This is a genomic window from Burkholderia sp. WSM2232, assembly GCF_000472545.1.
Lineage (GTDB): Bacteria > Pseudomonadota > Gammaproteobacteria > Burkholderiales > Burkholderiaceae > Paraburkholderia.
In genome coordinates, this window is record NZ_AWZV01000013.1 from 81,375 (window position 1) to 106,131 (window position 24,757).

Below are 24,757 nucleotides of genomic sequence, written 5' to 3' on the forward strand. Positions count from 1 at the left end.
TTGCAGAAGCAGTAATGGAGCGTTCCGTGCGTATGCGCGCGTGGCGCTCTTCTACACCCGCGGGGGACGACGCAGGCAGCGTCGCGTCCTGCACGTCCGCTCATATCAATAGAACGACACCGATGGAGGAGATATGCACGAAAAAGGAGGAGTGGTGCCCGCTTTGCGGGTACGGAGTTTGACGCGTGCGCTTGCGGCGCTGAGTTTGCTGGGACTGTCGGGCAGTGCGGCGTATGCACAAAGTACCGTGACGTTATACGGATCGCTCGACGGCGGGTTGCGCAATCTGGTGAACGGAACGAAGGCAGGCGGCGCCGCGCTCACCATGGCGTCCAACGGCGTTTACAACTCGAACCGCTGGGGCCTCGAAGGCAAGGAAGACCTGGGCGGCGGCTACTATGCGCGCTTTAACCTGGAAGCAGGCTTCGTGCTCTCGACGGGCGCAAACAACAATACGAACAATCAGATCTTCCAGCGTACGTCCACGGTAGGCATTGGCGGACCTTTTGGACAGATCGACGTTGGCCGGCAATTCACGTTGCAGCATTTCCTGATCAAGGACTTCGAACCGTTCGACTTCCACTATCTCGGCATCACGGAATCGACCGCAGTGTCGGGCGGCAATACCGGACGCGACGACAACGACATCAACTATCGCGGCATTTTCGGGCCGTGGGTGGTTCGCGGCGAGTACGCGCTGGGCGGCGTGCCGGGCAGCGCAGCGCATGGCTCGACGCTTGCGGGCGGCCTGAACTATCGCGGCAGTACGATAAAACTCGGCGCTGGTTACACGCACAAGTCGAATCCGCTGACGGCAACCTCCAGCCAATACTTCAGCAACGACCAGTACACGGCGGGCGGCGCGGTGACGGCAGGTCCCGTCGACGTGATGGCCGGTTATTCGCTCGATTTGCAGGACACGCCGGCCTCCGCGCGCAGCATGACGCGCAACCAGTACTTATGGGGTGGCGTGCGTTATCGGGCCACGCCGTTTCTAAGCGTGACTGCCGCGTACTACGACAACAAGAACAAGACGGGCGGTGTAGATGGTAGAAAAGACGTGGCTATTCTCGGCATCAACTATCTGCTCTCCAAGCGCACCGAGCTCTATGCGGACATCGACTACACGCATTTCACCGGCGTCTATGTGAGCAATGCGACGCTAAACGCATCCGGCCACCAGAAGCAGACAGGCATCTCGTTCGGCATGAACCACTGGTTCTAGCCTTACCTCGTATCGCCCATTGGTGCAGAAAAAAACCGGTTGGAGCCTCGCAGGTTCCAACCGGTTTCCTGTTGCGCCTGCCGTGATCAGTGATCGTCAAGCGAACCTTGTGCGTTGAAGTGCGCGCGAATGGTCTTCGTGTGATGCAGAAAGGCAGGGGTCGCCATGACTTCCAGCGAACGCGGACGTGGCAGGTCAATGTCGTAGATGGCCGCAATCGAGCCCGGCCGCTCGGACATGACGAGCACGCGGTCCGACAGAAAAACGGCTTCAGGAATGCTGTGCGTGATGAGCAGCACGGTCTTCTTCGATTCGAGCCAGATACGCTGCAATTCCATGTTCATGCTTTCGCGCGTCATAGCGTCCAGTGCGCCGAACGGTTCGTCCATCAACAGGACTGACGGCTCATGCAGCAGCGCGCGACAGATAGACACGCGCTGCTGCATGCCGCCCGAAAGCTGCCACGGGTACTTGTCTTCGAAGCCGGTCAGACCTGCCATGTCAATCAGTTGCAGCGCTCTTTCGCGTGCAGCCCGTTTAGGCATGCGGCGCATTTCGGCTTGCAACAAAATGTTGTCGAGCACGTTGCGCCATGCAAGCAGCACGGCACTCTGGAACACGATGCCGACGTTCTGTTGCGGCCCGCGAATCGGCTCGCCGGATAGGGTCATCGTGCCGGACGAAATCGTTTCGAGGCCGGCCACCATCTTCAACAAGGTGCTCTTGCCGCATCCGGAGGGCCCCACAATCGACACGAACTCCTGCTCGCGGACCTCGAAGTCGAGCGGTCTTAACGCTTGCATCGGTCCCTGCGCGCTGCGGTAGCTCTTGGTCACGCCATGCAGTTCGATGAGCGCTTTCGCCGGTGCGGGAGCGGTGAATGATCGGTGGTGCTTGTCGTCGAGCTTCAGTACGGTGGTCATAGCGGGGGGATGTGAGATGAACGGAGAAGGAGCGCCGCGGCGGTGCTCGCGTGGCGCCTGCGAGCCGTATGGTTCATGCGGTCGGTACGGCGCGTGCGGTTCAGTCGGTTCATGGAACGAATGCACCGGTGTAATACTTCGCGGGCACGTTCGCCGCCGGATCGAGCTTGCTGTACCGCACGATCGCAGCCACGGAATCGTCGATGTTCTTCGTGCTGACGTGGAAGATCGGCGCCTTTTCCGTTTCAGGTGTGCGGTAAAACGGAATCGTCGCCTTCAGCGTACGGACCATCGTGTCGCGCGAACCGGCGGCGGGCAGTGCCTTCAGGAGTGCATCCACGGCCGCGGCCGGATCTTTCTCGCTGTCGTTCACGGACTTCGCGGTCGCACGCATGAAGCGCCGCAGCAGATCGGCGTGGTCCTGGATCATGTCGTCGCGCGCGATGATGCTGAGCGTCGCGACATTGACGTTGTAATCGGCGAATAGAATGGCTCGTGCGGGCTTCTTCGTGGCCTGCTCGACGGAAATTAGCGGAATCGTCGCGAAGCCCACCAGCAGATCCGCCTGGCCGGTAATCACTGCGTTGATCGTGGTCTGCGGATTGCCGGTAATCGTCTTGAAGTCGGAGTCCTTCAGGCCGACCTTGTTCATGAACATCGTCCATAGCTGCGACGACGCGTCGCCGGGCGCGACCGCCACCGTTTTGCCCTTGATGTCCTGCGGCGTTTTGATGTTTTTCTCCGCGAGGCCCACCACCGAGGTGGGGTTCTCCTGCATCAACACGCCAATCGCCTTCACCGGCGCGCCCATTGCGGCGACCTTGACCATCGTGCTGAAGTCCGCGTAACCAATGTCGACGTTGTGCGTCGCGACCGCCTGCACGGTCGGGCCCGAGCCATGTCCTTCCATCAGCTTGAGGTCGATGCCCTCGGCGTCGTAGTAGCCCTTGACCTTGCCGAGGTAGAACGGCGCGACCGCGCCGTTGACTGTGTAGTTGAGCATCAGCGTCAGCGAGTCTTTGGCGTGCGCCGCATTGCTCGCGCAACAGAGCGCTGCAACGCTCAGTGCGGCTGCCATGCGGGTCAGCTTGCGTGTTTTCATCGTGTCTCCTTCGTGTGTCCCATATGAGATGGGCGATGTTGTCTGGCCAGTGCCGATGGTGGTGGCGCATGCGGCGCCAGCGTCATGCGAGTTGCGGGCGCGCCGCTGTATTACCCGCGCCCGATGAGGCGCGAGCGATGCGATGCGTGCCACGGAATAGCAATGCGCTCGAGCATGTCGATCACGACGAAGAGCAGCGCGCCGATCACCGACAGCACGACGAGTGCGGAAAAAATCAGCGGCTGGTCAAAGTTGCCGTTCGCACGTTGCAGCACGAAGCCGAGCCCCGAGTTGGCGCCGACGAACTCGCCCACCACCGCGCCCACCACGGCAAGCGTGATCGACACCTTCATGCTGGCGAAGATCGACGGAAGTGCGTGCGGCAGGCTGATCTTGAAGAAGGTCTTGACGGGCGAGCTGCCCATCGACCTCGCGAGATCGATCAGGTCTTTCTCGACCGACTTGAAGCCCATTACGGTGGAGACGACGACAGGAAAGAAGCCGAGCAGGAACGCAACCAGCACGCGCGGAAAGAGCCCGAAGCCGAACCAGACCACAAAGAGAGGCGCGATCGCCACTTTGGGAATGCTCTGCGAGAACACCACGAGCGGATACAGGTAACTCTCGATCAACGGCGACGCGGCGACGAGCATGGCGATCGGCACGCCGATCAATACAGAGAGAGCAAAACCTCCGAGCGTCGCATACAGGGTCGGCAGCGACTCCGCTAGCAGCATCGACCATTGCGCCGCGATCTGATGCAGGATCGATTCGGGCGTGGGCACCAGATACGGCGGGATCTTGAAGATGCGTATCACAAGATCCCACGCGAGCAGTATGACCACGATCAGCAACAACGGACGGACCCACTGCGAGTTCAGCACTTTCCTGGTGAAGTTCACGGCATTCGACCTTTGTGATTGAAAAGCAGGAGAAGGCCGCGCAAGCGCGGATACGCGAGAGTCCCGCGTTCGGCGGCAGCGCGTGTGTGAGTGCCGGGCCCGGCGCTGTTGCGAGACGCGTCGTGTTGATGCGCACAGGCGCCGGCATGTTCTCGCAGCAAGATTGACGGCGTGCCATGCGCGCGGCAAACGCTAATTGTTCATGCTGCATATGAGAGAAATTCATCTGCGGAGACTCGATCGCATGCGCGGCGTGGATTACGCGGATTGCGCATGGATTGCTTTCAATGTCATCGCACGCCCGTTCGCAAGCGATGAATTGTTTTCATGCTTTACATGAAAGATCGTCGTTTGCCCGCGTGACGGCCAGCCCGCAATATCCGGCTGCGGGCTGCATGCCCGTACCGAACTCACCCGCAAGTCAGTGGAGCACGCCGTGAATCAAACGATCAGCCCCGAGGTGGTGTCGTCGCATGTAACCGTGCGGGACGGCACGAAAATCGGCTTCAGCCTGTATGGCGCAAAGGAAAACACAGCCCGCGTCGTGCTCGTCCATTCGCTCGCAATGGACCGGCACTTCTGGGGGCCGGTCATCGAGCGGCTCGTGCCGCGCGCCGCGGTGCTAGCCATCGACGCGCGAGGTCACGGTGCGTCGGACAAGCCAGCAGGGCCGTACACCGTGCAGCTTTTTGCACAGGACGTGTACGACGTGCTGTGCGCAACCGACTTTCGCCATGTGCTGATCGCGGGCGCCTCGATGGGCGGCTGCGTGGCGCTGCAGTTCGCGGCCACCTGCGAGGACGCCATCGCCGCCGGCCTTATCGACACCACTGCGTGGTACGGCGAGACCGCGCCGCAGGACTGGAATGCGCGCGCCGAAAAGGCGGAGACCGTCGGGCTTGCGCCGCTCGTCGAATTCCAGACCACGCGCTGGTTCAGCGAGGCGTTTCGTGCGCAGCACCGCGACGTGGTGCAGCGCTGCGTCGATACCTTTCTCGCCAATGACGTCGCCGCGTTTGCCGCGACGGGCCGCATGCTCGGCTCGTTCGACGGCCGCGCGCTGATGCGCGACGTGAAGGTGCCGACCTGCGTGATCGTCGGCGAAGAGGACTATGCGGCGACGCCCGCGATGGCGCGCGCTCTGCACGCAGGCATTGCCGGCTCGACGTATACGGAGATTCCACAAGCGCGGCACCTGACGCCGCTGGAGACGCCGGACATCGTCGCACGCGAGCTGCATACGCTGCTCGATCGCGCAGGCTGCGCCCGGTAGACCGATACATGACACGCGCTGGCATCTGCAGCGCAGCTTGAAAAGCCCGCGCGGAAACATTCGCGAAAACATCCGCGGATACACGCGCAACAAGGAGTGCAATAAATGATTCCGTTTGAGCTCGCGAGGCCGCGCTCGCTGAAGGAGGCGATCGCGCTGCTGGATCCGGAAGACCCGGATATTCGCCCGATGGGCGGCGGCACGGCGGTCATGTTGATGATGAAGGCCGGCGTGTTGAGGCCGACACGCCTCGTCAGTCTGGGCGGCATCGAACCGCACTATGCGCAGGTGCGCGTCGGCGCAGCGGGCGAGTTGCGCATCGGCGGGTTGACGCGGCTCGCCACGCTCGAACATGCGCCGCAGGTGAAGGAAGGCTGGCCGCTCATCGCGCGGACATTGCGCACGCTTTCCAATGTGCGAGTGCGCAACGTCGCGACGATCGGCGGCAATCTTGGCCATGCCGATCCTCATATGGATATGCCGCCTGTGCTCACGTCGCTTGGCGCGCGCGTCACGATTACGGGCCCGCAAGGCGAACGAACGGTGCCCGTCGAGCAATTGTGCACGGGCTATTACGAAACCGTGCTGGCTCGCGACGAACTGATCTCCGAAGTGATCGTGCCGCCGCAAGCCGGCCGGCCCGCCGCTTACATGAAGGTCACCACGCGCGCGGCACACGATTGGCCCGCGCTCGGCGTGGCAGTCGTGCTCGGCATGGAAGGGCCGCGTATTGGAAGCGCCAGCGTGATTGTCGGCGCGGCTACGGACCGGCCCACGCGGCTCACGCAGGCCGAGGCGCTGCTGTGCGGCGCACTGCCGGACGACGCGATTCTGCGCGAAGCCGGCGAGGCGGGCGCGGCGCAGCTCGATATCGTCGGCGATCCGCATGGGTCTGCGAGCTACAAGAAACAACTGCTGAAGGTCTATCTGGGCCGCGCGGTGCGCACGGCGCTGGCCGCCGCGAGCGCACGCGCCGCGCAATTCGGGGGGCATGCGTAATGAAGATCGACAAGACGCTGGAAGAACAGCCAGCGCAACAGACGACACAACAGCCGGCGCAACAGACGACAAGCCCGCAGGTGGGCCGCGCATTGAACCGGCTCGAGGCGCGCTCGAAAGTGACAGGCCGTGCGCAGTACATTCACAACCTCGTGCTGCCGCGCATGCTGTACGGCAAGATATTTCGCAGCACGGTGGCGCATGGCCGGATCGTCAGCATCGACGCGAGTGCAGCGCGCGAACTGCCGGGCGTGTTCGCCGTGTACACCGGCGAGGATGTGCGCAAGGTGATCCCCGAGCCGTACTACGGCCCGGCGTTCCACGATCAGCCCATTCTCGCGCTGGACAAGGTGCGCTATATCGGCGAGCCCGTTGCGGTTGTCCTCGCGGCCGATCCGCACGTTGCCGAAGAGGCGACGCATCTGATCATGGCCGAGTATGAAGAGTTGCCTGCGGTGTTCAACGAAGTGGAGGCCGCGCAGTCGGACATTCTGGTGCACGATTTTCTGCGCCCGGCCGGCACGTTTCCCGATCTCAAGCATCTGGCAGGCCGCAAGGGCACGAATGTCGCGCTCGACTTTCAACTGCGGCGCGGCGACGTGGACGCGGCCTTCGCAAGCGCCGCCCACGTGTTCGAAGACACGTTCACCACGCAGCAGGTCATGCACACGCCGCTCGAGCCGATGGTGTCGCTCGCCGAGCCCGATCTGGGCAGCGGAACGCTTACAGTGCACACTGCTTCGCAAAGTCCGTCTTTTGTGCGCATCGAAATTGCACGTCTGCTCGGCTGGGACGAGAACCGCGTGCGCGTGAAATCCGCGCTGCTTGGCGGCGGCTTCGGCGCGAAGCTCTACATCAAGCTCGAAGCGCTGGTGGTTGCGCTGGCGCTGCTGTCGCGGCGCAACGTGAAGATTGCGCTGTCGATGGAAGAGCAGTTCTTCACGATCACCAAGCATGCCACCACGTTCCGCATGAAAACCGCGGTGAACCAGAAAGGCCGCATTACCGCGCGCAAATGCGAGGTTTGGTGGAACGGAGGCGCGTATGCGGACATCGGCCCACGGGTCACGCAGAAGTCGGGCTTTACGGCTTCGGGTCCGTACGATATCGAGAACGTGTGGATCGACTCGTATCAGGTCTATACCAATCTGCCGCCTGCGGGCGCGTTTCGAGGCTTCGGCATTCCACAGATGGTGTGGGCCTACGAAAGCCACGCGGACATGATTGCCCGCGCGCTGCATATCGATCCTCTGGAGTTTCGCCGCCGCAACATTCTGCGCGAAGGGCGCCCGCACGCAACCGGCACGCCGATGCATGACGCGGCCATCGACCTGGTGCTCGAACGCGTTGCGAAGCGAATGAACTGGAGTGCGCCGTTCGAGCGCGGCACCGGCCCTTTGCGGCGCGGGCGCGGCATTGGCGTGGGCTTCAAGGCGCTGGTTGCGCCCACTACTTCCGTGGCGATGGTAAGCCTCGCGGGCGACGGCAGTTGCACGGTCTATTCGAGCACGGTGGACATGGGGCAAGCTTCCGAAACCGCGATTGCATTGATGGCCGGCGAGGTGCTCGGCATTCCCGCCGAACGCATTCGTGTGATGCGGCCCGACACCGACGTGACGCCCTACGACATGGCGACGCTCGGCTCGCGCTCGACATTCCACATGGGCCACGCGGTGCGTCTTGCCGCTGAGGACGTGAACCGCAAGCTCGCCGAACTGGCCAATGAACTGGGCGTGCCGGCGGCGCCGGCGAGCCGGGCGGGCGAACTGCTGCGGCGCAAGTATGGGATGCAGGCGGGCAACATTGTCGGTGTAGGCAGCTTCATTCCTTCATACAGGTCGCCGGACCACGAAACCGGGCAGTCGGAAAACATCACGCCGAACTGGATGGTGGGCGGGTGCGGCGTCGAAGTCGAAGTGGATACGGAAACAGGACACTTCAGGCTGCTGCGTTTCGAACACGTGGTGGATTGCGGCACGCCGATCAATCCGAAAGTGGTCGACACGCAGATTTCCGGTGCGGCCATCATGCAGCTCGGCATTTCACTGTTCGAACGCATGGAGTTCGACGAGGTAGGTCAGCTTCGCAACGCGTCGTTCGCGGAGTACAAGATACCGGGCATCCACGACATTCCGCCGGTGATCGGGCGGGAGACGGTCGATTCCGTGCAGAACAATGGGCCGTTCGGCGCGAAGGGCGTCGGCGAGAGCGCCACGTTCGGCGTCGCGTCGGCGATTGCTGAAGCCATCGAGGACGCAGTGGGCGTGCGTCTGAAATCGCTGCCGCTCACGCCCGAGAGTGTGTACCGCGGGCTGTGCGCCGGGCGCAATCAGCCGCTATCCGAGGAATAATCATGAGCGACACTTCTATCCTGATTCATTTCACGCTGAACGGCGAGCCGGTCAGCGCCGACGTCGAGCCCCATCACACCATTCTGGAAGTGCTGCGCCAGCAGCTCGCGTTATACGGTGCGCGCGAAAGCTGCGGCCAGGGCCTGTGCGGATGTTGCACGGTGATTGTCAACGGCGAGAGCGTCTCGGGCTGCCTCTATCTCGCCGCGATGGCCGACGGCGCCGAAGTGAGCACGATTGAAAACCTGGACGCCGACGGTGAACTCGACGTGGTACAGCAGGCATTCATCGAATGCGGGGCGTTTCAGTGCGGCTTTTGCACATCAGGCTTCATACTGATGAGCCGCCAGTTGCTCGACCGCAATCCCGACCCGACGGACGCGGAGATCCGGCATTTTCTATCGGGCAACCTGTGCCGCTGCGCGGCGTACCCCGAGATTATCGAGGCGGTGAAGCTCGCGGCGCAAATGCGCAAATCGAAAGCGACTATGGCTGCGTAGTGCGGCTCGGCGCGATTGGAGCCATTGGGTAGGCGCTGCGGCAGCAGGACAGCAGCCAGCGCAGTAGCGCGCGCGATAACCGGCGCAATGACCATCGCAATGGCCAGCGCAATAACCGGCGTGATAACCGGCGCAATCATCTGCGCAATAGCCCGCCATAAGCAGCGCAGAAAAACGACGCGCCCACGATAGCAACCGACGCGACAGCGCGCAAACAACATGACATCGAGGAGACAGCCGATGCAGCAACCTCTGGACGAGAGCTCGGGCGGCGCCATAGGACCAGAGGTACGCGTGCCCGGCAGCACTGCGGCGAGCACCGTGTGGTATCGCTCGATCAACCGGCAGCAATGGAGCGCGCTCGTCGCGTCCAATCTGGGCTGGTTCTTCGACGGATACGAAACCTACGCACTCGTTCTGACCGTGGGCGGAGCGCTCGGCCAATTGCTCGCGCCTTCCCAGCACGCGCATATTCCGTTTTACGCGGGGCTCGTGATCGCGCTGACGTTGCTGGGCTGGGGCATTGGCGGCCTGATCGGCGGCATTCTCACCGACTATATCGGCCGCAAGCGGATGATGATGTTCGCGATTCTCGCGTACTCAGTCACTACAGGGCTGAGCGCACTGTCGTGGGACTGGGCGTCGTTCGCGGCGCTGCGCTTCGTGGTCGGTCTCGCGATGGGTTCAGAGTGGGCCACCGGCACTGCAATGACCGCCGAGATATGGCCGGACCGGCACCGCGGCAAAGGCGCGGGGCTCATGCAATGCGGGCTCGGCATGGGCTTTTTTGTCGCTTCGCTGCTGTGGCTTTTCATGAGCGGTGCGGGCGGGCATGCGTGGCGCTACATGTATCTGATCGGCGTACTGCCCGGTCTCGCCACTTTATGGATGCGCGCGGGCATTCCGGAGTCGGAGCAATGGCAGCGCGTGGACAGACAGCGCAGAGCTACGCTTGCGCGCAGAAAGTCGGGCGAGGCGCTCGACCATCGCGAAGCGGCACTCGCGCGCTTCACGCTCGCCGACCTGCTTAGCGACCCGAAGCTGCGCCGGCGCACGTGGATTGCAGTGCTGATGTCGCTCAGCACGACGCTTGGCTGGTGGGGCATCTCGACGTGGGTGCCGCCCTATATCGGCTCGGTCGCGGCGCATGCGGGGCTGCCGGCGGCGGCGTGGTCGAGCTTCGCGGGCATGGCCTATAACGTCGGCGCAATCAGCGGCTATATCGGTCTCGGCTTTCTCGCGGATGCCTACGGCCGCAAGCGCGTCACGTGCCTGTTCTTCGGCATGGCCTTCGTGCTTACGCCGGTGCTGTTTCTGTGGACGCACAACGTTGGCCTGCTGCTGTTGGTGGCATGCGTGGCAGGTTTTTTCAGTCTCGGGCAATACACCTGGATGCCGACCTGGTTGCCCGAGCTGTATCCGACGCGCGTGCGCGGCACTGCCATCGCGGTGTGTTTCAATGTTCCGCGCTTTCTTGCGTGGACCGGGCCGCTCGTTGCCGGCACACTGATCACCCGCTTCGGCGGTTACGGTCACGCGGCGGTCACGGTCGGCTTCATCTATCTGATCGGTCTCGCGCTTGCGCCCTGGCTGCCGGAAACCCGCGGTCAACCTTTACCTGAAGAGTTCTGAGCATGAATTTCATTTTCACCGGAAATGCCCCCGCGCCTGGCGGCCACTATTCGCAGGCCGTGCAGGCGGGCGGTTTCACTTTCGTATCAGGCATGCTGCCGGGGCCGGGCGTGGCGACCGACGGCCCCGACAACTTCGAGCGCCAGGTGCGGGCCACGCTCGGGCATTGCGAGCGCGTGCTGATCGAGGCGGGCTGCGCGTTGATCGACGTGGTGCAATGCACCGCCTACATCGTGGATGTGAAGAACTGGCCGGAGTTCAACCGGCTCTACGCGGAGCATTTCGGCGCGCATAAGCCGGCGCGCGCGGTCGTGCCCGTACCTGAGTTGCACCACGGCTTTCTGGTCGAATTGCAGATGGTGGCCTATCGCGGCGAATGATTTCGGCACGTAATCAACAATCAACAGTGCGAAGCAGGCGGCTGCGATTTTGGCTGTGATGTTGGCTGCGATTCTGCCTGGGATCTCGGCCGCGAAGCACGGCATGAGCCTGCCGCGCGCGTTGATCGTCGCACACGCGAATAGCCCAGCGCACGCCGAGTGCCAGGCCGGCGGCGAGACGGTGTGTCCCGTGCTTGCCACGGCAGGTTGAATGCATTGAAGGCGGGGCATTCGAGGCGGGACATGTCAGGCGGCCTTCCACTTCACTCCTGCTCCTGTTCTGCCGGATCCGGCCGCGAGTTGACGAGTCCCCACCATTGCCGGCGCAACGCGTCGCGCAAGATCTTGCCGCGCGCGCTGCGCGGCAGCGTTGCAATCGCATAGATCTGCTTGGGCATCTTTTCGCGCGGCAACTGCTGCCGGCAATGCGCGCGCAACGCTTCCAGGTTCGCCGCGGTGCCCGGCTGCATGACCACGAAGCAGACCGTCTCCTGTCCGTACAGCGGGTCGGGCACGCCGAGCGCCGCGACGTCCTGCACGTGCGGATGCATGCGCATCACGTCTTCAATGTGCTGCGGCACGATCTTTACGCCGCCGCGAATGATCAGATCGTCCATGCGAGCCGCCATGCGCACGAAGCCGTCGGCGTCGCGTGAAGCGATATCGCGCGTGAAAAGCGGTGCGCCGCGAATCGGCAGCAGGGAGCCGTCGGGCTGCAATACGCCGAGCGCAAGCTTCGCACCGTTCACGACAACCTGGCCTTCGACGTCCACCGGGCAAGGCAGGCCATTCGCATCGACGATGTCCACGCTGATATGCGCAGCGGGATAGCCGACCGTGCCTGGCTTGCGACGCTGTAGCCGGTTGCCGCACATCCAGCCCGCTTCGGACGACCCATACAGGTTCAGGATGCGAATGCCGTAGTGCTTTTCGAAGCGCGCCCATTGAACGGGCGAAAGCGGTGCCGTGCTGCATGTCATCGCACGCAGCGAAGCAAAGGTGTCGGCGCTCACGTCGAGCGGCGCTTCAAGCAGCATGTTCAGCACGGTGGGTACGCCGGCGCACAGAGTAATGCGCTGTTCGCGAATCCACTCGCCGAAATGGCTGCGCGAGAAACGGCGCGCGACGTGGAGCGTCGAGCCTAGTTGCAGGAACGGAATGAAGCTGAGTATCTGCGCCGAATACCAGTCGAACGAACGGTATTCGAGCATGCGGTCGTCGCGGCTCGAACCGAGCAGGTCGATGCTGTCGAGGCCGTTGAGCCAGTACGACTGGTGATCGTAGACGACGATCTTCGGAATGCCCGTCGTGCCGGATGTGCAGCACATGGACGCAATGTCGCCCGGTGCATAGATGGTTGCGCCGTCCGGTAGCGGTGTGGTGTCGGGAGAGCTGTGTCTGAGCGAGAACGTGTCGTCGCGGTGGGGGACGGTGGCGCCGTCGCGCGAGGTCCATGAAACGAAGCGCGCGAGCCGCGCCTGCACTCGCGCGACGGCGGTGTCGGCGGCTTCGGCCGTTTCGGCCACTTGGGCCGCTTCGGCCGCTTCCGCGGGGCGCACGATCAGTTTCGGCTGGATCGTGTCGAGCAGTTTGCGCGCCGTTTCTTCGCCGATGAACGGTACGTCCAGCGGACATACGACGGCACCGAGTCGCCACGCGCCGAGCCACAGCAGCAGTTTGTCGGGCGCATCGCAATCGGCAAGCACGATGCGCGTGCCTTTCGTCACGCCGCGCCGCGCGAGGTGTCTTGCGATCGCGTCGACGGAGTGCGCCAGCTCTTCAAAGCTCATGCTCACGCGCCGCTCGACATCGACAATGGCGGGCTTGCCGGGCGTGCGGCGCCGGTGGTCTGCGAGCAGGGCCGCGACAGTGCGGAAGGGCGGGTCGTTCGTTGGGCGATGATTGCGTGACATGAACTCAGCAGGGCTCGGGCACGGACGGCGAGCTTGCCTCGAATGGCGCCGGCACGCTCGCGCGATCGGCGTTTTCGCCGAGCCGCGCGAGCGCCCACTCGCGAAACGCTTCGACCTTTTTCGTGCGTGCCTTGTCGTTGGGCGACGAGACGAAATACGCGGAGTTGGACGGCACGCGCACTCCGAAGGGTGCAACGAGCTTGCCGCTTGCGAGGTCGCTGTTCACGAGCGGCGTGCGCCCGATTGCAATGCCTACACCGTCGACCGCCGCGGCAAGCGACGTAAGCTGCAGATGGAACACGGACTCGCCCGCGAATTCCACCGGCTCGTGCACTGCCGCCTCGAGCCATGCTGGCCAGTCGTCCTGATACATCGAATAGAAATACGTACGTATCTGCCGCATGCGCGCAAGCGCTTCGCTTACCGAGCCGAACTTGCCGGCTTCTTCAAGCACCGCGGGTGAGCACACCGGGAAGAATTCTTCGCCATGCAGCCGGTCCGAGCGCGCGGACGCCCAACGCCCGGAGCCATAACGGATCGCGACGTCGTAACTGTTGCGGTCGAACTCGTTGAACGTCGAACTGGTTGCCACGTGCACCGTGATGTCCGGGTAAGCGCGCTGGAATTCAGGCAGCGCGGGAATCAGACATTTGACTGCATAAGTGGGCAGGCAGGTGACGGTGAGGACCGTGCTCGGCTTCTTCTTGCGCGCGTGAGCCGTGGCAATGGACAGCAGATTGATCGCCTCGTGCACGGAATCCAGATACTCACGTGCTGCCGGCGTCAGCGTGAGCACGTTACGGCGCCGCACGAAGAGCTTCACCTCCAGCCGGTCCTCCAGCGTCTTGATCTGGTGGCTGATGGCCGTTTGCGTCAGCTCGAGTTCCTGGGCCGCGCGGGTGAAGCTCAGGTGCCGCGAAGCGGCTTCAAATGCAAGCAGGCTCTGAAGCGAGGGGATATAGGGTCTCATCTGATGTCAGCGCAAGCAGGAACGAGAGGTAGTGGATCGTAGCGGTTTCATCGGGCGCGTGCGGCGCATAGCAGGCGCGCGGTACTGCCTGCCTGCGGCCCGGACGAAAGCCCGGCGAATGCCTGGATGATCGGCCGGTTGCGCACCCCGAGGAAATGAAACTTTTTCATGCCGGCATGAGAAAAGTTAGTTTGCGCGCGTGGAAAGCGCTCATGCACTCTTGGTCCGGTCGAGCGAAGCGTCGTCTATCGGCGCACATTAATCAATCGTTACAAACCCGGAACCTGAACAGGCCGGGCCGCGCCAGGCCGGGCCGCGCGAACAGCATTGGATGCTTGGGAGCAGGGCCGCTCGCGCGCGCAAGGGAGAGAACAACAGTGAATATCGACGTGCTGGAGAATCCGTTTCTCGCGAGCCTCGGCGTCTCGCGCACGGCGTGGCGCGACGGCTATGCGGAATTCCGTCTGCATTTGCAGCCCGGACTGCTGAACCGGCAGCGGGTGCTGCAAGGCGGCGTGGTGGCGACCTTGCTTGACGCGGCCTGCGGTTACGCCGGGCTGTATAGCGCCGATCCCGACAAGGCGATACACGCGGTGACGTTGTCGTTGACGCTCAATTTTCTCGACAAGGGAGTAGGCGACACGCTGATCGGCAAGGGCTTCCTGGAGCGCAGGGGACGCTCTGTGTATTTCGCGCGCGGCGAGGCGTGGATCGATTCGAGAACGCTCATCGCCACCGCCCAGGGCACGTTCAAATATGCGGGCGGCTATGGGCGGCGCGAACCGTCGGGAGCCACGCCTGGCGCGCTCGATTGACGGGCGGTGAGCCGCGTTGGCGAGCCCATGAATCCTTCTCATCCCTGTCATGAAGGATGGTCGTTTGCGTGAGGCGCACGCTTGCCTCAATGTGACGATCAATCCAGTCAGGAGGCGCTGCGCGAACGCGGCGCGCACCACGGGACCCGGACGGAACGCATAACAGGGCACACGACGGGACACACGACGGCGCGCACGACGGGACACACGAAAGCGCGTGCAGCCGCGCATTACCCGCTTATCGGAGACACACGACGTGACAGACAATTCGACATCCCATTCGCTCGATCTGCGAGCGTGGCTCGACGAGGCTCGCGCGCTCGGCGAATTGACGGAGGTAGCGGGCGCGGACTGGAACCTGGAACTCGGCGCGATCAGCGAGTTGAACGTGAAGAAGGAGCGGCCCGCGGCGCTGCTCTTTGACGACATCACGGATTACCCGCAAGGACATCGGGTGCTCACATGCAGCACGGCGAGTCCTGCGCGACTTTCGTCGATCCTGCGCGTCGGGCATCAGGCAACGCACCAGGTGCTCGTGCAGACACTGCGAGGCAAGCCGAAGCAGTGGCAGCAGCACGCGCAGGAATACGATCCGGTGACGGTCGCGGGCGGCCCGGTGTTCGACAACATCCAGTCGGGCGAACACGTCGATCTCTTCTCGTTTCCCGCGCCGCTGTGGCATGAAAAAGATGGCGGCCGGTATATCGGCACTGGCTGCATGGTGGTGACGAGAGACCTCGATTCGAGCTGGATCAATGTCGGCACGTATCGCGTGATGATCCACGATCGCAACCACGTCGGCCTCGACATGATTCCGGGTAAGCACGGCGCGATTCAGTATGACAAGCACATGAAGGCGGGCAAGCCGTTTCCGGTGGCGATCGTGATCGGCTGCGATCCGCTCGGCTACCTGATTTCAGGTATCGAAGTGCCCTTTGGCATGTGCGAGTACAACTACATCGGCGCGATCCTGAAGCAGCCGGTTTCGGTGGTGAGCGGGCAACTGACGGGGCTGCCGTTTCCGAGCGCAGCGGAGATCGTAATCGAAGGTTATGCGCATCCCGGCGACGTCAAGGTGGAAGGCCCGTTCGGCGAATTCCACGGCTATTACCCGGGCAAGGCCGAAACGGCGCCCGTGGTAACGATCGAGCGCATCTACTATCGCAACAACCCCATCATCATGGGCAGCCCGCCGGCCAAACCGCCTAACGACTACTCCTATTCGAAGGCCGTGATGCGTTCCGCGCTGCTCGTCGATGCTTTGCAGGCAGCGGGCGTGCCCGATGTGGCCGGCGTGTGGGCCCATGAGATCGGCGGCGCGCGCATGTTCAATGTGGTGTCGATCCGTCAACGCTATGCGGGGCACGCTCGGCAGGCCGCACACATTCTCAGCCAGTGCGGTGTGGGCGCGTACATGTCGCGCTATTCGATCGTGGTCGACGAGGACATCGATCCGGCGAATCTGCAGGAGGTAATGTGGGCCGTCGCCACGCGTACGGATCCGGACATCGATATCGACATCGTCAAACGCGGCATGGGGTCGAAAAACGATCCCATGTCGATTGCCAACCCATACAAGGCGCCGTTCAACTCGAAGGCGATTATCGACGGCTGCCGGCCGTTCGACTTTCTCGCGGAGTTCCCGCAGGTCGCCGAGGCCAGCAAGGAACTGCAGGACAAAACGCGTGCGAAGTGGCAACACATTCTCGGCTGACGCGCGACCAAACCGTTGAACGCGACAGCCCGATAAACATCATGCAAGCCGCCGTCGACGGAAGCGCCGTCGAGCCTAATGGACGACGGTGGCCGACAAGGAGATCTACATGGAACTGACAGGCGAACGCATTGTGCCGCTGCCGCGTGAACGCGTGTGGGCTGCGTTGAACGACCCGGAGATATTGAAGGCGTCGGTGCCGGGCTGCGAGTCGTTCGAACGCGTGGACGAACACCAGTTTCAGATGGTGATGGCCGCGACCGTCGGCCCGATCAAGGCGCGCTTCAAGGGAAAGATGGTACTGACCGATCTGCAGCCGCCCAAGTCGTATTCGATGACATTCGAAGGATCGGGCGGCGCAGCGGGCTTCGGCAAAGGTGGCGCGCATGTCGATCTGGTTGCCGACAGCGGCGGCACGCGGCTCGTGTACCGGTCTCATGCGCAGGTGGGCGGGCGCCTCGCGCAGGTAGGCGCAAGACTGATCGACGGCGTCGCGCGAAAAATGGCCGAGGACTTCTTTGGCCGCTTTACGGCAGCCGTCATCGGACCGCAGCAGGAGGCAGCGAGCGGTGCAGTTGCCGGCGAGCCGGAAGTCCACGCACACGCGAATAGTGCCGATGCCGCCGCCCAGCCCGCATGGGCCGGCAGGAACTGGACATGGGCGCTCGGCGTAGTGGTGGTCCTTTCGCTCATCGCGGTGTACGCATTGCATTGATAACAACGACGGGGCGCGCGACGAGGCACGGGCGCGGTTGCTCGCGGCCCGCGCGGCGCACTCGTAACTGGAGACGACGATGCAGGAAGGCAATGCGCTTCAAGGCGCGGTGAGACGTGAAGAAGCGCAAACGAGAGCCGCCGCGTCCGCAGCGGATAGCGAAAGCGCGGCGCTGATTCGCCGGATAGAGAGCGTGCCGTTTTCGCGTTGGCATACGAAGGCGCGCATCATCGTGGGCAGCGCGACGTTTTTCGATGCATTCGACGCGCTGTCGATAGCCTTCGTGCTTCCGGTGCTGATCGGCCTATGGCACATCGAGCCGCTGGAAATCGGCGTGCTGATCGGCGCGAGCTATGTGGGCCAGTTCATTGGCGCGCTGACATTCGGCTGGTACGCGGAGCGGCGCGGGCGGATTCGCAGCGCTACCATCGCAATCGCCATCATGTCGGTGATGAGCATGGGCTGCGCGCTGAGCGGCAGTTTCGCGATGCTGCTGGTGTGCCGGTTCATTCAGGGAATCGGCGTGGGCGGCGAGATGCCTGTCGCGGCGACGTATATCAGCGAGCTTTCCAACGCCCACGGCCGCGGCAAGTATTTTCTGCTGTACGAGTTGATCTTCCCCGTTGGCTTGATGGCGACGGGGCAGATCGGAGCGTGGCTTGTGCCTCTCGTCGGCTGGAAAATCATGTTCTGGATCGGCGCAGTGCCTGGTCTCGCGATTGCGCTGCTGATTGCGCGTCTACCCGAATCGCCGCGCTGGCTGATCGCCAAGGGACGCTTTAGCGAAGCAGAGGCCGTGGTCCGGCAAATGGAAGCCAGCACGAACCGCCGCATTGAACCCGGCCCGCAGCGGCAGGCGAACAAGCAGGCGATCAACCCGCGTGCGGGCTGGCGCGAACTGCTTTCGCCGTTTTATCGCGGACGCACGCTCGTCGTATGGGTGCTGTGGGCCACGGCCTTTTTCATCGCCAATAGTCTGAATAACTGGCTGCCCACCTTGTACCGTTCGGTTTATCACCTGCCGCTGCAAACGGCGCTGCGAGCTGCGTCGATGACCAACGTCGCTCAGGTTGCCCTGTTGCTCGTCTGCGCGTATGTAATCGATCGCGTGGGCCGCCGCAACTGGACGGTGTCTGCATTCTGTCTCGCCGCGGTGCTGTTCGCATGCCTGGGCCTCTTTGCCGCGCACGATGTATGGAGCGCAATGGTGCTCGGCACGCTGAGTTATGGACTGATCGGTTCAATTGCGGCGGTGCTGTACCTGTACACGCCCGAGGTGTATCCCACTAGAATGCGCGCGACGAGCACGGGGCTTGCCACATCGTGGTTGCGGCTCGCGTCCGCGGTGGGTCCTTCGCTTGCCGGACTGCTGTTGCACAAGAAGGGCATCGGCTCGGTCTTCGTGATGTTCGCGGTGGTTGCGGTGGTCGGCGCGATTTGCGCGATGAAGATGACCGAAACGCGCGAGCGCAGTCTCGAGGAAATCGCGCCCTGATCGTGGCAGCCGCCGCCGCCGCTCGCTGGCGGCGCGGCGATCCCGCCGCAATCAAGGGACGAGGGCGGTGATGACCAGGTTGAACGCCCGGACGCAGCAATGAGCGGCTGAAGAAGCGCCAGTGCGTCTCATGGTGCGTCGGGCATCGGCGCTTGTCGGCGACATACCGACAATACGAGTTGCCTCAGCCAACGATGAACCGGGTCCACCTCCAGACGCGGATGCCACATCTGCGATACGGTGATCGTCTGCGTCACGACGGGCAGTTCGAACGCATAGATATCCGCGCCGGCGCCGGCGCCGAGGTGCGCCCGGTGAGCGCCGACGAACGAGGCCGGCACGAGTGCGATCAGATCCGAAGTGCGAGCCACGGCCAGCGCGGCGGGAAAGCCGGGAACCACTGCCACGATGGTGCGGGCGAGACCGAGTCGCGCCAACGCGTCGTCGACGGGGCCCGTCGCACTCGCACGTCGTGACGCGACCACATGGCCAAAAGCAACGTACCGCCCGGCCGTTATCTGGCCGTCCTGCTCGAGCGGATGCCCTTTTCTCACAACACCCACGAAACGGTCGCGGAAAAGCGCCTGCAAGCGTACCTCGGGACCCATTTCGCCGAGCACGCCGATTTCCAGATCAGCGGAACCGTCGCGCAGATGCGTCGCGCTTTTCTCGGGTTTGGCCGCAAAGCGCAAGCGCACATGCGGCGCAATTTGCGTTGCGGCAGCGATGAGTGGCGAACCGAAGGCTTCGACGAAGCCGTCGTTCGCGCGAATGGTGAAGGTCTGCCGCAGCGCTGCAAGCTCAGGCTCGCTCTTCGACGGACGAAGCACCGCGCGGGCCTCATGAAGCGCGTCTCGCGTGCGCTCCCGAATCGACTCCGCATACGGCGTCAACACCATGTCACGACCCGCGCGAACCAGCAATGGATCGCCGGTGGTGGCGCGAAGCCGCGCAAGCGTTCGACTCATGGCGGAAGCGCTCAGCCCCAGGCGGCGCGCGGCGCCTGCCACGCTTTCCTCGTCGAGCAGCGTTTCGAGCGCAATCAGCAGATTCAGGTCGGTTTCGGGCATGCCCAATCCTAACACCCGCGCATGGCACGAGGCGTTTCGTGCAGGTTATCAATGCATGGACTGCGCCTTCCGGCAACGCTCCCCCGCGGCTATATTTTCCATCGAGCCGCTTACGACGCACGACGATCGAATGGATGCGGAAGTGTGTCATTCAAAGGGATAAATCATGGAAGCCACCCACCCTCAAAAAACCGTCCTTCTGATAGGCGCATCGCGTGGTCTCGGCCTCGCGATGACCGAAGAATATCTGCAACGCGGCTGGCGCGTGATTGCCACCGCGCGGGCCCATTCGATGCAAAGGCTGCGCGAACTTCGAGGCGAACTCGAAGTAGAGACGCTCGACATCACGGTGCCCGAGCAGGTCGCGCATTTGCGCGCGCGCCTCGCGGGCCGGCGACTGGACATGCTCTTCGTGAATGCAGGTGTAAAAAACGACGACCGCGAAACGATAGCGGATGTTTCGACCGAAGAATTCGTGCGCGTCATGGTGACCAATTCGCTGAGTCCCATGCGTGTTGTCGAGGCGTTGCACGATCTGGTGGAACCCCGTGGCACGATCGGCGTAATGTCATCCGGTCAGGGCAGCGTCACCAATAATGTGAACGGCAACTATGAGGTTTATCGCGGCAGCAAGGCCGCGCTCAACATGTTCATGCGTAGCTTTGCCGCCCGTCACGCTAATGACCCGAGAACTTTGCTGCTGATGGCGCCGGGTTGGGTGCGCACGGATATGGGCGGCCCCGAAGCGCGCCTGAGCATCGAGGAGAGCATTCCCAATCTGCTCGATACCATGCAGGCTTACGAGGGCCGCTCCGGGTTGCACTACCTGGATTACCTTGGACGAGTCGTGCCCTGGTGAAGCGCGGGCGGCTGCGTCAGGCCGCCGCCCCGGTCAGAACAGCTTGCGCCATTGTTCCTGCTGCATGTCCTCGCGGGTGTTCACTTCGATCAGCAAGCCGCCGGGCGCCCGGCAGAAAAATCGCGAGCCGCGCGTGTTATTGAAGACGCCCGTTTCCATCTGAACGCCGCCCTTCGCGAATTCGTCGTGGAGCGTGTGAAGCTGGTCGAGGCTCGCAACCTCGAGGCCGAAGTGAAAGTTCTTAGGCCAGACGGGCGTGTCTTCGGTAGTGTGCTCCAGCACAATGTCGAAACCATTGCGCTTGAGCAGGCGATGCTCACCGGCAGCAACCACCTCGCAGCCGAGATACTTTTCGAAAAAGGCGGCCGTTTCGGCCACGTCAGTGGTGGGAAAGCTCAGGTGGTTGAGCTTGGCTTCCTGGAACAGATTCATTGTCGAACTCGCAGAGAACGTTAAGAGATGGTGGGGCGCGCGGCGCGCGTGTGCCTCGCTTGCGGCTGGCCACGCATGCTGCGCTCCACGGAATCTATTTTGCGAGTAATGACTCAGTTTTGAAACTCGCATTTGAAGCGTGCCGGGAAGATCCACGCGAGGCCCCGGCGCAGCAAGGGCTCAGCTGGGCGCGGCTGAGCGGAATATGAGCGACTACTCGCATTTCGTGTGCTGCCTACTTGCGGGTTCGTGGCTTTGCCGGGGTGGCATCCGCAATGCCGAGATAGCCATATAACGCGCGGCCAACGCGTCGTTCCAGAGCGGCGCGATCGGTTTCGCCGCGCTCTCCCGCGCCGTCGACAATCGCGCGAATGATCGCCATGACGTCGTCGGTGGTGATCTGCACGTCGGGTTGCGGTGGAATATCGTCGCGCGCCAGAATCTGCTCGATGACCCCGCGAAATGCCGCCTTGGACCTGGCCAGTTCTCTGGCAATAGCGGGGCGGTTTTCCTCGAAATCGAGCACGCGCGCGAGCGCTGGACGGCGCAGTTGCTGCCGCACGGAGACGGTGATCAGATGCTTCAATGCGCTTTGGCCCGTGCGCTCGTTCAAGGCGCCTTCGGCTTCTGCCAGGAACACTGCCTGCTCGCGTTTGCTCAGCGCGACGATGAGCGCGTCTTTATTGGGGAAGTACTGATACAGCGTCCCCACGCTGACACCGGCACGCTGCGCGACCAGATTGGTGTTGAGCCCGTCCGCGCCTTTCGTTTCGAGAACGAGCGCTGCGGCTTCGAGGATCGTCGCGACGGTTTGTTGCGCGCGGCTTTGCTGCGGCAGCTTGCGCGGCTTTAAGGACGCACGCCTGGTCGTCTTCATGATGCGGCCTGAAAAAGCCGAATGTTAGCTCAGGTTTGCGACCGCGGACGAATTTTCAACCGCGCATTGCACGGCCTCAATGCATGTAGGTCACGCGGCGGGCGCGCACCTGCAGGACGAGGCCCGCGTCGAGCAGCGCGATAGAGAACCAGCGGATGATCTTCAGCACGGTGCTTACCGTCGGCTGGGGCAGCCAGTTGTTCAGCATCTGCGTCGCGGCGTCGCTGCGGGTTCGTTGCAGGAGCGCAATGATCTGCAGCAGCGAGGCTTCGTCATTAGCGAGTTCGGACGCGCAGCGGCAACGGGTGTCGAGCGGCCGGCAAGACGCGCGCATTAGCGAGCGCATCAGGATATCGAAGTAGCCGATGCCGTTCGCGGTCATGCCGGCTTCATGCAACACACCGCTCCAGTCGCTGTTGCGGCGCACGCTGTCGCATTGCGGACGCAGCCACGTGCGCACGGCCGTCAGTACAGTTTGTTCGGCCATATCGGGATGTTGCGTGAACGATTCATCGTAAAGCGTATGGTTTCTCGCGGGCGGGTTGTGGAAATTCATTGAACCTCCGGTTGGCAGGACGGCGATATCCGGCGGCGTGCGCCGGGCGGGGTGCCCCGAGCCGTTGTCTGTGCGCCGGCATGGGCGTGCAGGAAGTCGGTGACATCGGACAGGATGGTCATGATGAAAATAGGACAGCAGGTGACATGCACCATGATCGGATAATTTTGTCCTAAATGCAAATGATTCGCATTTGGAGGTGCGTGGGATAGATCGCGGCGATAGGTCGCCGCACGCCGGAAAGCCCCCTGCGCGGGCGAATGGACGCCTTCAGCCGTGCTGAGTGTGTCGATGCGTCGCATGGGCGGGCTGCGCTTGCGTCGGGATTTGATGCTGAGCCGCTTCCAAACTTTGCGGCCGATGGTGCACCGGATTCTCGGCCGCAGCAAACGTGTATTGCCTCGCCCAGTCTCCATAGCCCGCGACCAGAAACCCCCCGGAGCGCTGGATGTACTGCTCGCGAGACGCCTGATAGATCGCGGGCAGCGCGAACCACGGCACGTGCGGCAAGTCGTGATGAACCAGATGAAAGTTGTTGTTCAAATAGAGCAACCGCCAGAACAGGCCTGCTTCGTTGATAACCGTGCGGTGCGCGCAGTCCTGTGCCGGGCGATGCTCGCGGAATGACCGAAGCGAGCCGAGCGACAGCGACCCATACCCGACGCCGAGCACGAACACCCATGCCGGAATCGCGCAAACCTGCTGTAGCCACGCAGTGAGCAGGACGAGCGCGGCGAAGTGCGCGAGCCAGGCAGGCACATCGCGCCAGTCGCGGCGGCTGATTTTGCGCAACGCATCGACCGCCGTCGCCGCGATGGCAAACGCCGGGCCGAGTAGCAGGCGCCCAGCGAGCGTGTTACGGCAATTGAGCAGCGCACGCATCGCCCCTCCGGCCCGCGCCCATGTTTCACCGTCGACGAAGTAGCTTTCCGGATCGCGCCCCGGCTCCGTCAGGTTTTCATCGTCGTGATGCTGAAGGTGCGATTCGCGATAGACCCGGTAGGGGAACCACACCGCGAGAGGCGCGAAACCGAGCAGTGCATTCAGGCGTGGCGAGCGCGTGGGATGGCCGTGCAATAGCTCGTGTTGCAACGACATGTACCACGCGCTGACCAATGCAAGAAGGGCGGTGGTCAGCGGCAAGCCGAGTTCGCGGGCATGTGTGGCGACACCGAACCATCCGCCGTAGATCGCGACGACCAGCATCCATGTCGGCCATTGCGTGCGCCATGTGCGGCTCGTCGCGAGCCTCGCGATCGCGTTGCGCTGGGTGTCGTCGAGATAGATCGCCATCGGTTGAGCCGGTGAAATGCATGTTCCGACTGATCGTACGTACCAATGGGCGGCCTCAGAACCAATTTGTTCGGGATTGTATTTGCGCTACGACGCACAAGAGGGGGAAGCGGCAAAGTCTGGAGACAAGCGACAAGCGACAAGCGACAAGCGACAAGCGACAAGCGACAAGCGACAAAGGCTGGAGACAAGCGACAAGCGGCAAAGGCTGGCGAAAATCGGCGACAATGCCCGCAACGATTGTCAGCGCCTGTTCCGCGCCGCGCGCGAGGCGCCCCTCGAACATTTTGATGCCGATATGAAACGTCTCTATCTTGCCGCACTGGCGGTGGCGGGCACCCTTTTCGCGGCTCCCATTCAGGCGCAAAGCAGCGATGCCGGTCCGCTCGATACACCCACGGGCCAGGTGCAATTCGTGCGCGACGGCCAGGGCTTTAGCGGGCTGCTCGCAAACGAGGTATTCGATCGTTTCAGCGCCCACGCGCTGACGCATTTCGACGACATGGACAGCGCGAACGGCACCGTCGCGCGCATGCTCGTGCAAAGCGATTCAGGTCCGGTGCTGTACGACTTTCGGCGCCGCCCGCCGCTTGTGCAGCGCATAGGTGCCCGCATGAGTGTCAAGCGCGTGTTCTGGCAAGGCGATGAGGTCGTGATGCAAGGCTCGCAAGGCTGGTTCCGCTTCCAGCGCGGGGTATTGACGAAGCTGCAGTCGTCGAAAACCATCTACCATTGATTGCCCGCGCCCGGCAGGCGAGGGT

General features: G+C 62.9%; 24 protein-coding genes. 13 read left to right on the forward strand and 11 right to left on the reverse strand.

Going from position 1 to position 24,757, the window contains the following annotated elements; genetic code table 11:
- Window positions 1-133: 133 nt before the first annotated feature.
- Window positions 134-1,225, forward strand: a complete 1,092-nt coding sequence (locus tag F757_RS0113730) for a porin (protein WP_027211891.1) — start codon at window positions 134-136, stop codon at window positions 1,223-1,225.
- 86 nt (window positions 1,226-1,311) lie between these two features.
- On the opposite strand, the gene F757_RS0113735 is transcribed toward F757_RS0113730, so the two are convergent.
- The 3 genes from F757_RS0113735 to F757_RS0113745 form a co-directional block, all read right to left on the reverse strand.
- Window positions 1,312-2,148 (reverse strand): ABC transporter ATP-binding protein, encoded by an 837-nt coding sequence (locus F757_RS0113735; protein ID WP_027211892.1) that lies wholly within the window; start codon window positions 2,146-2,148, stop codon window positions 1,312-1,314.
- 109 nt (window positions 2,149-2,257) lie between these two features.
- Window positions 2,258-3,250, reverse strand: coding sequence for an ABC transporter substrate-binding protein (locus F757_RS0113740; RefSeq protein ID WP_027211893.1), 993 nt, complete (start codon window positions 3,248-3,250; stop codon window positions 2,258-2,260).
- Window positions 3,251-3,360: 110 nt separating this feature from the next.
- Window positions 3,361-4,152, reverse strand: a complete 792-nt coding sequence (locus F757_RS0113745; RefSeq protein WP_027211894.1) for an ABC transporter permease — start codon at window positions 4,150-4,152, stop codon at window positions 3,361-3,363.
- A 436-nt stretch (window positions 4,153-4,588) separates the two neighbouring features.
- Here F757_RS0113745 and F757_RS0113760 point away from each other — a divergent pair, with 436 nt between their 5' ends.
- From F757_RS0113760 to F757_RS0113785, 6 genes are all read left to right on the forward strand, one after another.
- Window positions 4,589-5,425: an alpha/beta fold hydrolase gene (locus F757_RS0113760; RefSeq protein ID WP_027211895.1), complete on the forward strand. Its 837-nt coding sequence runs from the start codon at window positions 4,589-4,591 to the stop codon at window positions 5,423-5,425.
- A gap of 105 nt (window positions 5,426-5,530) precedes the next feature.
- On the forward strand, window positions 5,531-6,424 hold the full coding sequence (locus tag F757_RS0113765) for an FAD binding domain-containing protein (protein ID WP_027211896.1): 894 nt from the start codon (window positions 5,531-5,533) through the stop codon (window positions 6,422-6,424).
- Entirely contained in the window at window positions 6,424-8,775 is a 2,352-nt protein-coding gene (locus F757_RS0113770) for a xanthine dehydrogenase family protein molybdopterin-binding subunit (protein ID WP_027211897.1), read from the forward strand. Before F757_RS0113765 ends, F757_RS0113770 begins: the two co-directional genes overlap by 1 nt.
- A gap of 2 nt (window positions 8,776-8,777) precedes the next feature.
- Window positions 8,778-9,275 carry a (2Fe-2S)-binding protein gene (locus tag F757_RS0113775; RefSeq protein ID WP_027211898.1) on the forward strand — a complete coding sequence of 166 codons (498 nt, stop codon included), beginning with the start codon at window positions 8,778-8,780 and terminating at the stop codon, window positions 9,273-9,275.
- A 240-nt stretch (window positions 9,276-9,515) separates the two neighbouring features.
- The gene (locus tag F757_RS0113780; protein WP_027211899.1) at window positions 9,516-10,907 is read left to right on the forward strand and encodes an MFS transporter; all 1,392 of its coding nucleotides are present in this window, start codon (window positions 9,516-9,518) and stop codon (window positions 10,905-10,907) included.
- Between the two features lie 2 nt (window positions 10,908-10,909).
- Window positions 10,910-11,287, forward strand: coding sequence for a RidA family protein (locus F757_RS0113785; RefSeq protein ID WP_027211900.1), 378 nt, complete (start codon window positions 10,910-10,912; stop codon window positions 11,285-11,287).
- A 263-nt stretch (window positions 11,288-11,550) separates the two neighbouring features.
- On the opposite strand, the gene F757_RS0113795 is transcribed toward F757_RS0113785, so the two are convergent.
- A complete protein-coding gene (locus tag F757_RS0113795; protein ID WP_027211901.1) occupies window positions 11,551-13,200 on the reverse strand; it encodes a class I adenylate-forming enzyme family protein in 1,650 nt (549 codons plus the stop codon).
- 4 nt (window positions 13,201-13,204) lie between these two features.
- Window positions 13,205-14,170: a LysR substrate-binding domain-containing protein gene (locus F757_RS0113800; protein ID WP_027211902.1), complete on the reverse strand. Its 966-nt coding sequence runs from the start codon at window positions 14,168-14,170 to the stop codon at window positions 13,205-13,207.
- A gap of 377 nt (window positions 14,171-14,547) precedes the next feature.
- Here F757_RS0113800 and F757_RS0113810 point away from each other — a divergent pair, with 377 nt between their 5' ends.
- The 4 genes from F757_RS0113810 (at window position 14,548) to F757_RS0113825 (ending at window position 18,909) form a co-directional block, all read left to right on the forward strand.
- Window positions 14,548-14,985, forward strand: coding sequence for a PaaI family thioesterase (locus F757_RS0113810; RefSeq protein WP_027211903.1), 438 nt, complete (start codon window positions 14,548-14,550; stop codon window positions 14,983-14,985).
- A 256-nt stretch (window positions 14,986-15,241) separates the two neighbouring features.
- Entirely contained in the window at window positions 15,242-16,699 is a 1,458-nt protein-coding gene (locus tag F757_RS0113815) for a UbiD family decarboxylase (RefSeq protein ID WP_027211904.1), read from the forward strand.
- 109 nt (window positions 16,700-16,808) lie between these two features.
- Window positions 16,809-17,414 carry a CoxG family protein gene (locus tag F757_RS0113820; RefSeq protein WP_027211905.1) on the forward strand — a complete coding sequence of 202 codons (606 nt, stop codon included), beginning with the start codon at window positions 16,809-16,811 and terminating at the stop codon, window positions 17,412-17,414.
- A 79-nt stretch (window positions 17,415-17,493) separates the two neighbouring features.
- Window positions 17,494-18,909 (forward strand): MFS transporter, encoded by a 1,416-nt coding sequence (locus F757_RS0113825; RefSeq protein WP_027211906.1) that lies wholly within the window; start codon window positions 17,494-17,496, stop codon window positions 18,907-18,909.
- Window positions 18,910-19,037: 128 nt separating this feature from the next.
- Here the strand turns inward: F757_RS0113825 and F757_RS0113830 are convergent, their stop codons facing one another.
- The gene (locus tag F757_RS0113830; protein ID WP_027211907.1) at window positions 19,038-19,979 is read right to left on the reverse strand and encodes a LysR family transcriptional regulator; all 942 of its coding nucleotides are present in this window, start codon (window positions 19,977-19,979) and stop codon (window positions 19,038-19,040) included.
- 166 nt (window positions 19,980-20,145) lie between these two features.
- On the opposite strand from F757_RS0113830, the gene F757_RS0113835 reads away from it, so the two are divergent.
- Complete coding sequence (locus tag F757_RS0113835; protein WP_027211908.1) at window positions 20,146-20,838, forward strand: SDR family NAD(P)-dependent oxidoreductase; 693 nt, start codon at window positions 20,146-20,148, stop codon at window positions 20,836-20,838.
- Between the two features lie 33 nt (window positions 20,839-20,871).
- On the opposite strand, the gene F757_RS0113840 is transcribed toward F757_RS0113835, so the two are convergent.
- The 5 genes from F757_RS0113840 to F757_RS33500 all read right to left on the reverse strand — a co-directional run bounded on the left by F757_RS0113840 (window position 20,872) and on the right by F757_RS33500 (window position 23,996).
- Window positions 20,872-21,270 (reverse strand): VOC family protein, encoded by a 399-nt coding sequence (locus F757_RS0113840; protein WP_027211909.1) that lies wholly within the window; start codon window positions 21,268-21,270, stop codon window positions 20,872-20,874.
- A 235-nt stretch (window positions 21,271-21,505) separates the two neighbouring features.
- Complete coding sequence (locus tag F757_RS0113845; protein WP_027211910.1) at window positions 21,506-22,147, reverse strand: TetR/AcrR family transcriptional regulator; 642 nt, start codon at window positions 22,145-22,147, stop codon at window positions 21,506-21,508.
- 76 nt (window positions 22,148-22,223) lie between these two features.
- Window positions 22,224-22,703 (reverse strand): hypothetical protein, encoded by a 480-nt coding sequence (locus F757_RS0113850; RefSeq protein WP_027211911.1) that lies wholly within the window; start codon window positions 22,701-22,703, stop codon window positions 22,224-22,226.
- On the reverse strand, window positions 22,700-23,005 hold the full coding sequence (locus F757_RS35785) for a hypothetical protein (RefSeq protein ID WP_156923609.1): 306 nt from the start codon (window positions 23,003-23,005) through the stop codon (window positions 22,700-22,702). Before F757_RS35785 ends, F757_RS0113850 begins: the two co-directional genes overlap by 4 nt.
- A complete protein-coding gene (locus F757_RS33500) occupies window positions 22,974-23,996 on the reverse strand; it encodes a fatty acid desaturase (RefSeq protein WP_084530846.1) in 1,023 nt (340 codons plus the stop codon). The genes F757_RS35785 and F757_RS33500 overlap by 32 nt, the downstream gene beginning before the upstream one ends.
- 298 nt (window positions 23,997-24,294) lie before the next feature.
- On the opposite strand from F757_RS33500, the gene F757_RS0113860 reads away from it, so the two are divergent.
- Window positions 24,295-24,732, forward strand: coding sequence for a hypothetical protein (locus F757_RS0113860; protein ID WP_027211912.1), 438 nt, complete (start codon window positions 24,295-24,297; stop codon window positions 24,730-24,732).
- Window positions 24,733-24,757: the final 25 nt, after the last annotated feature.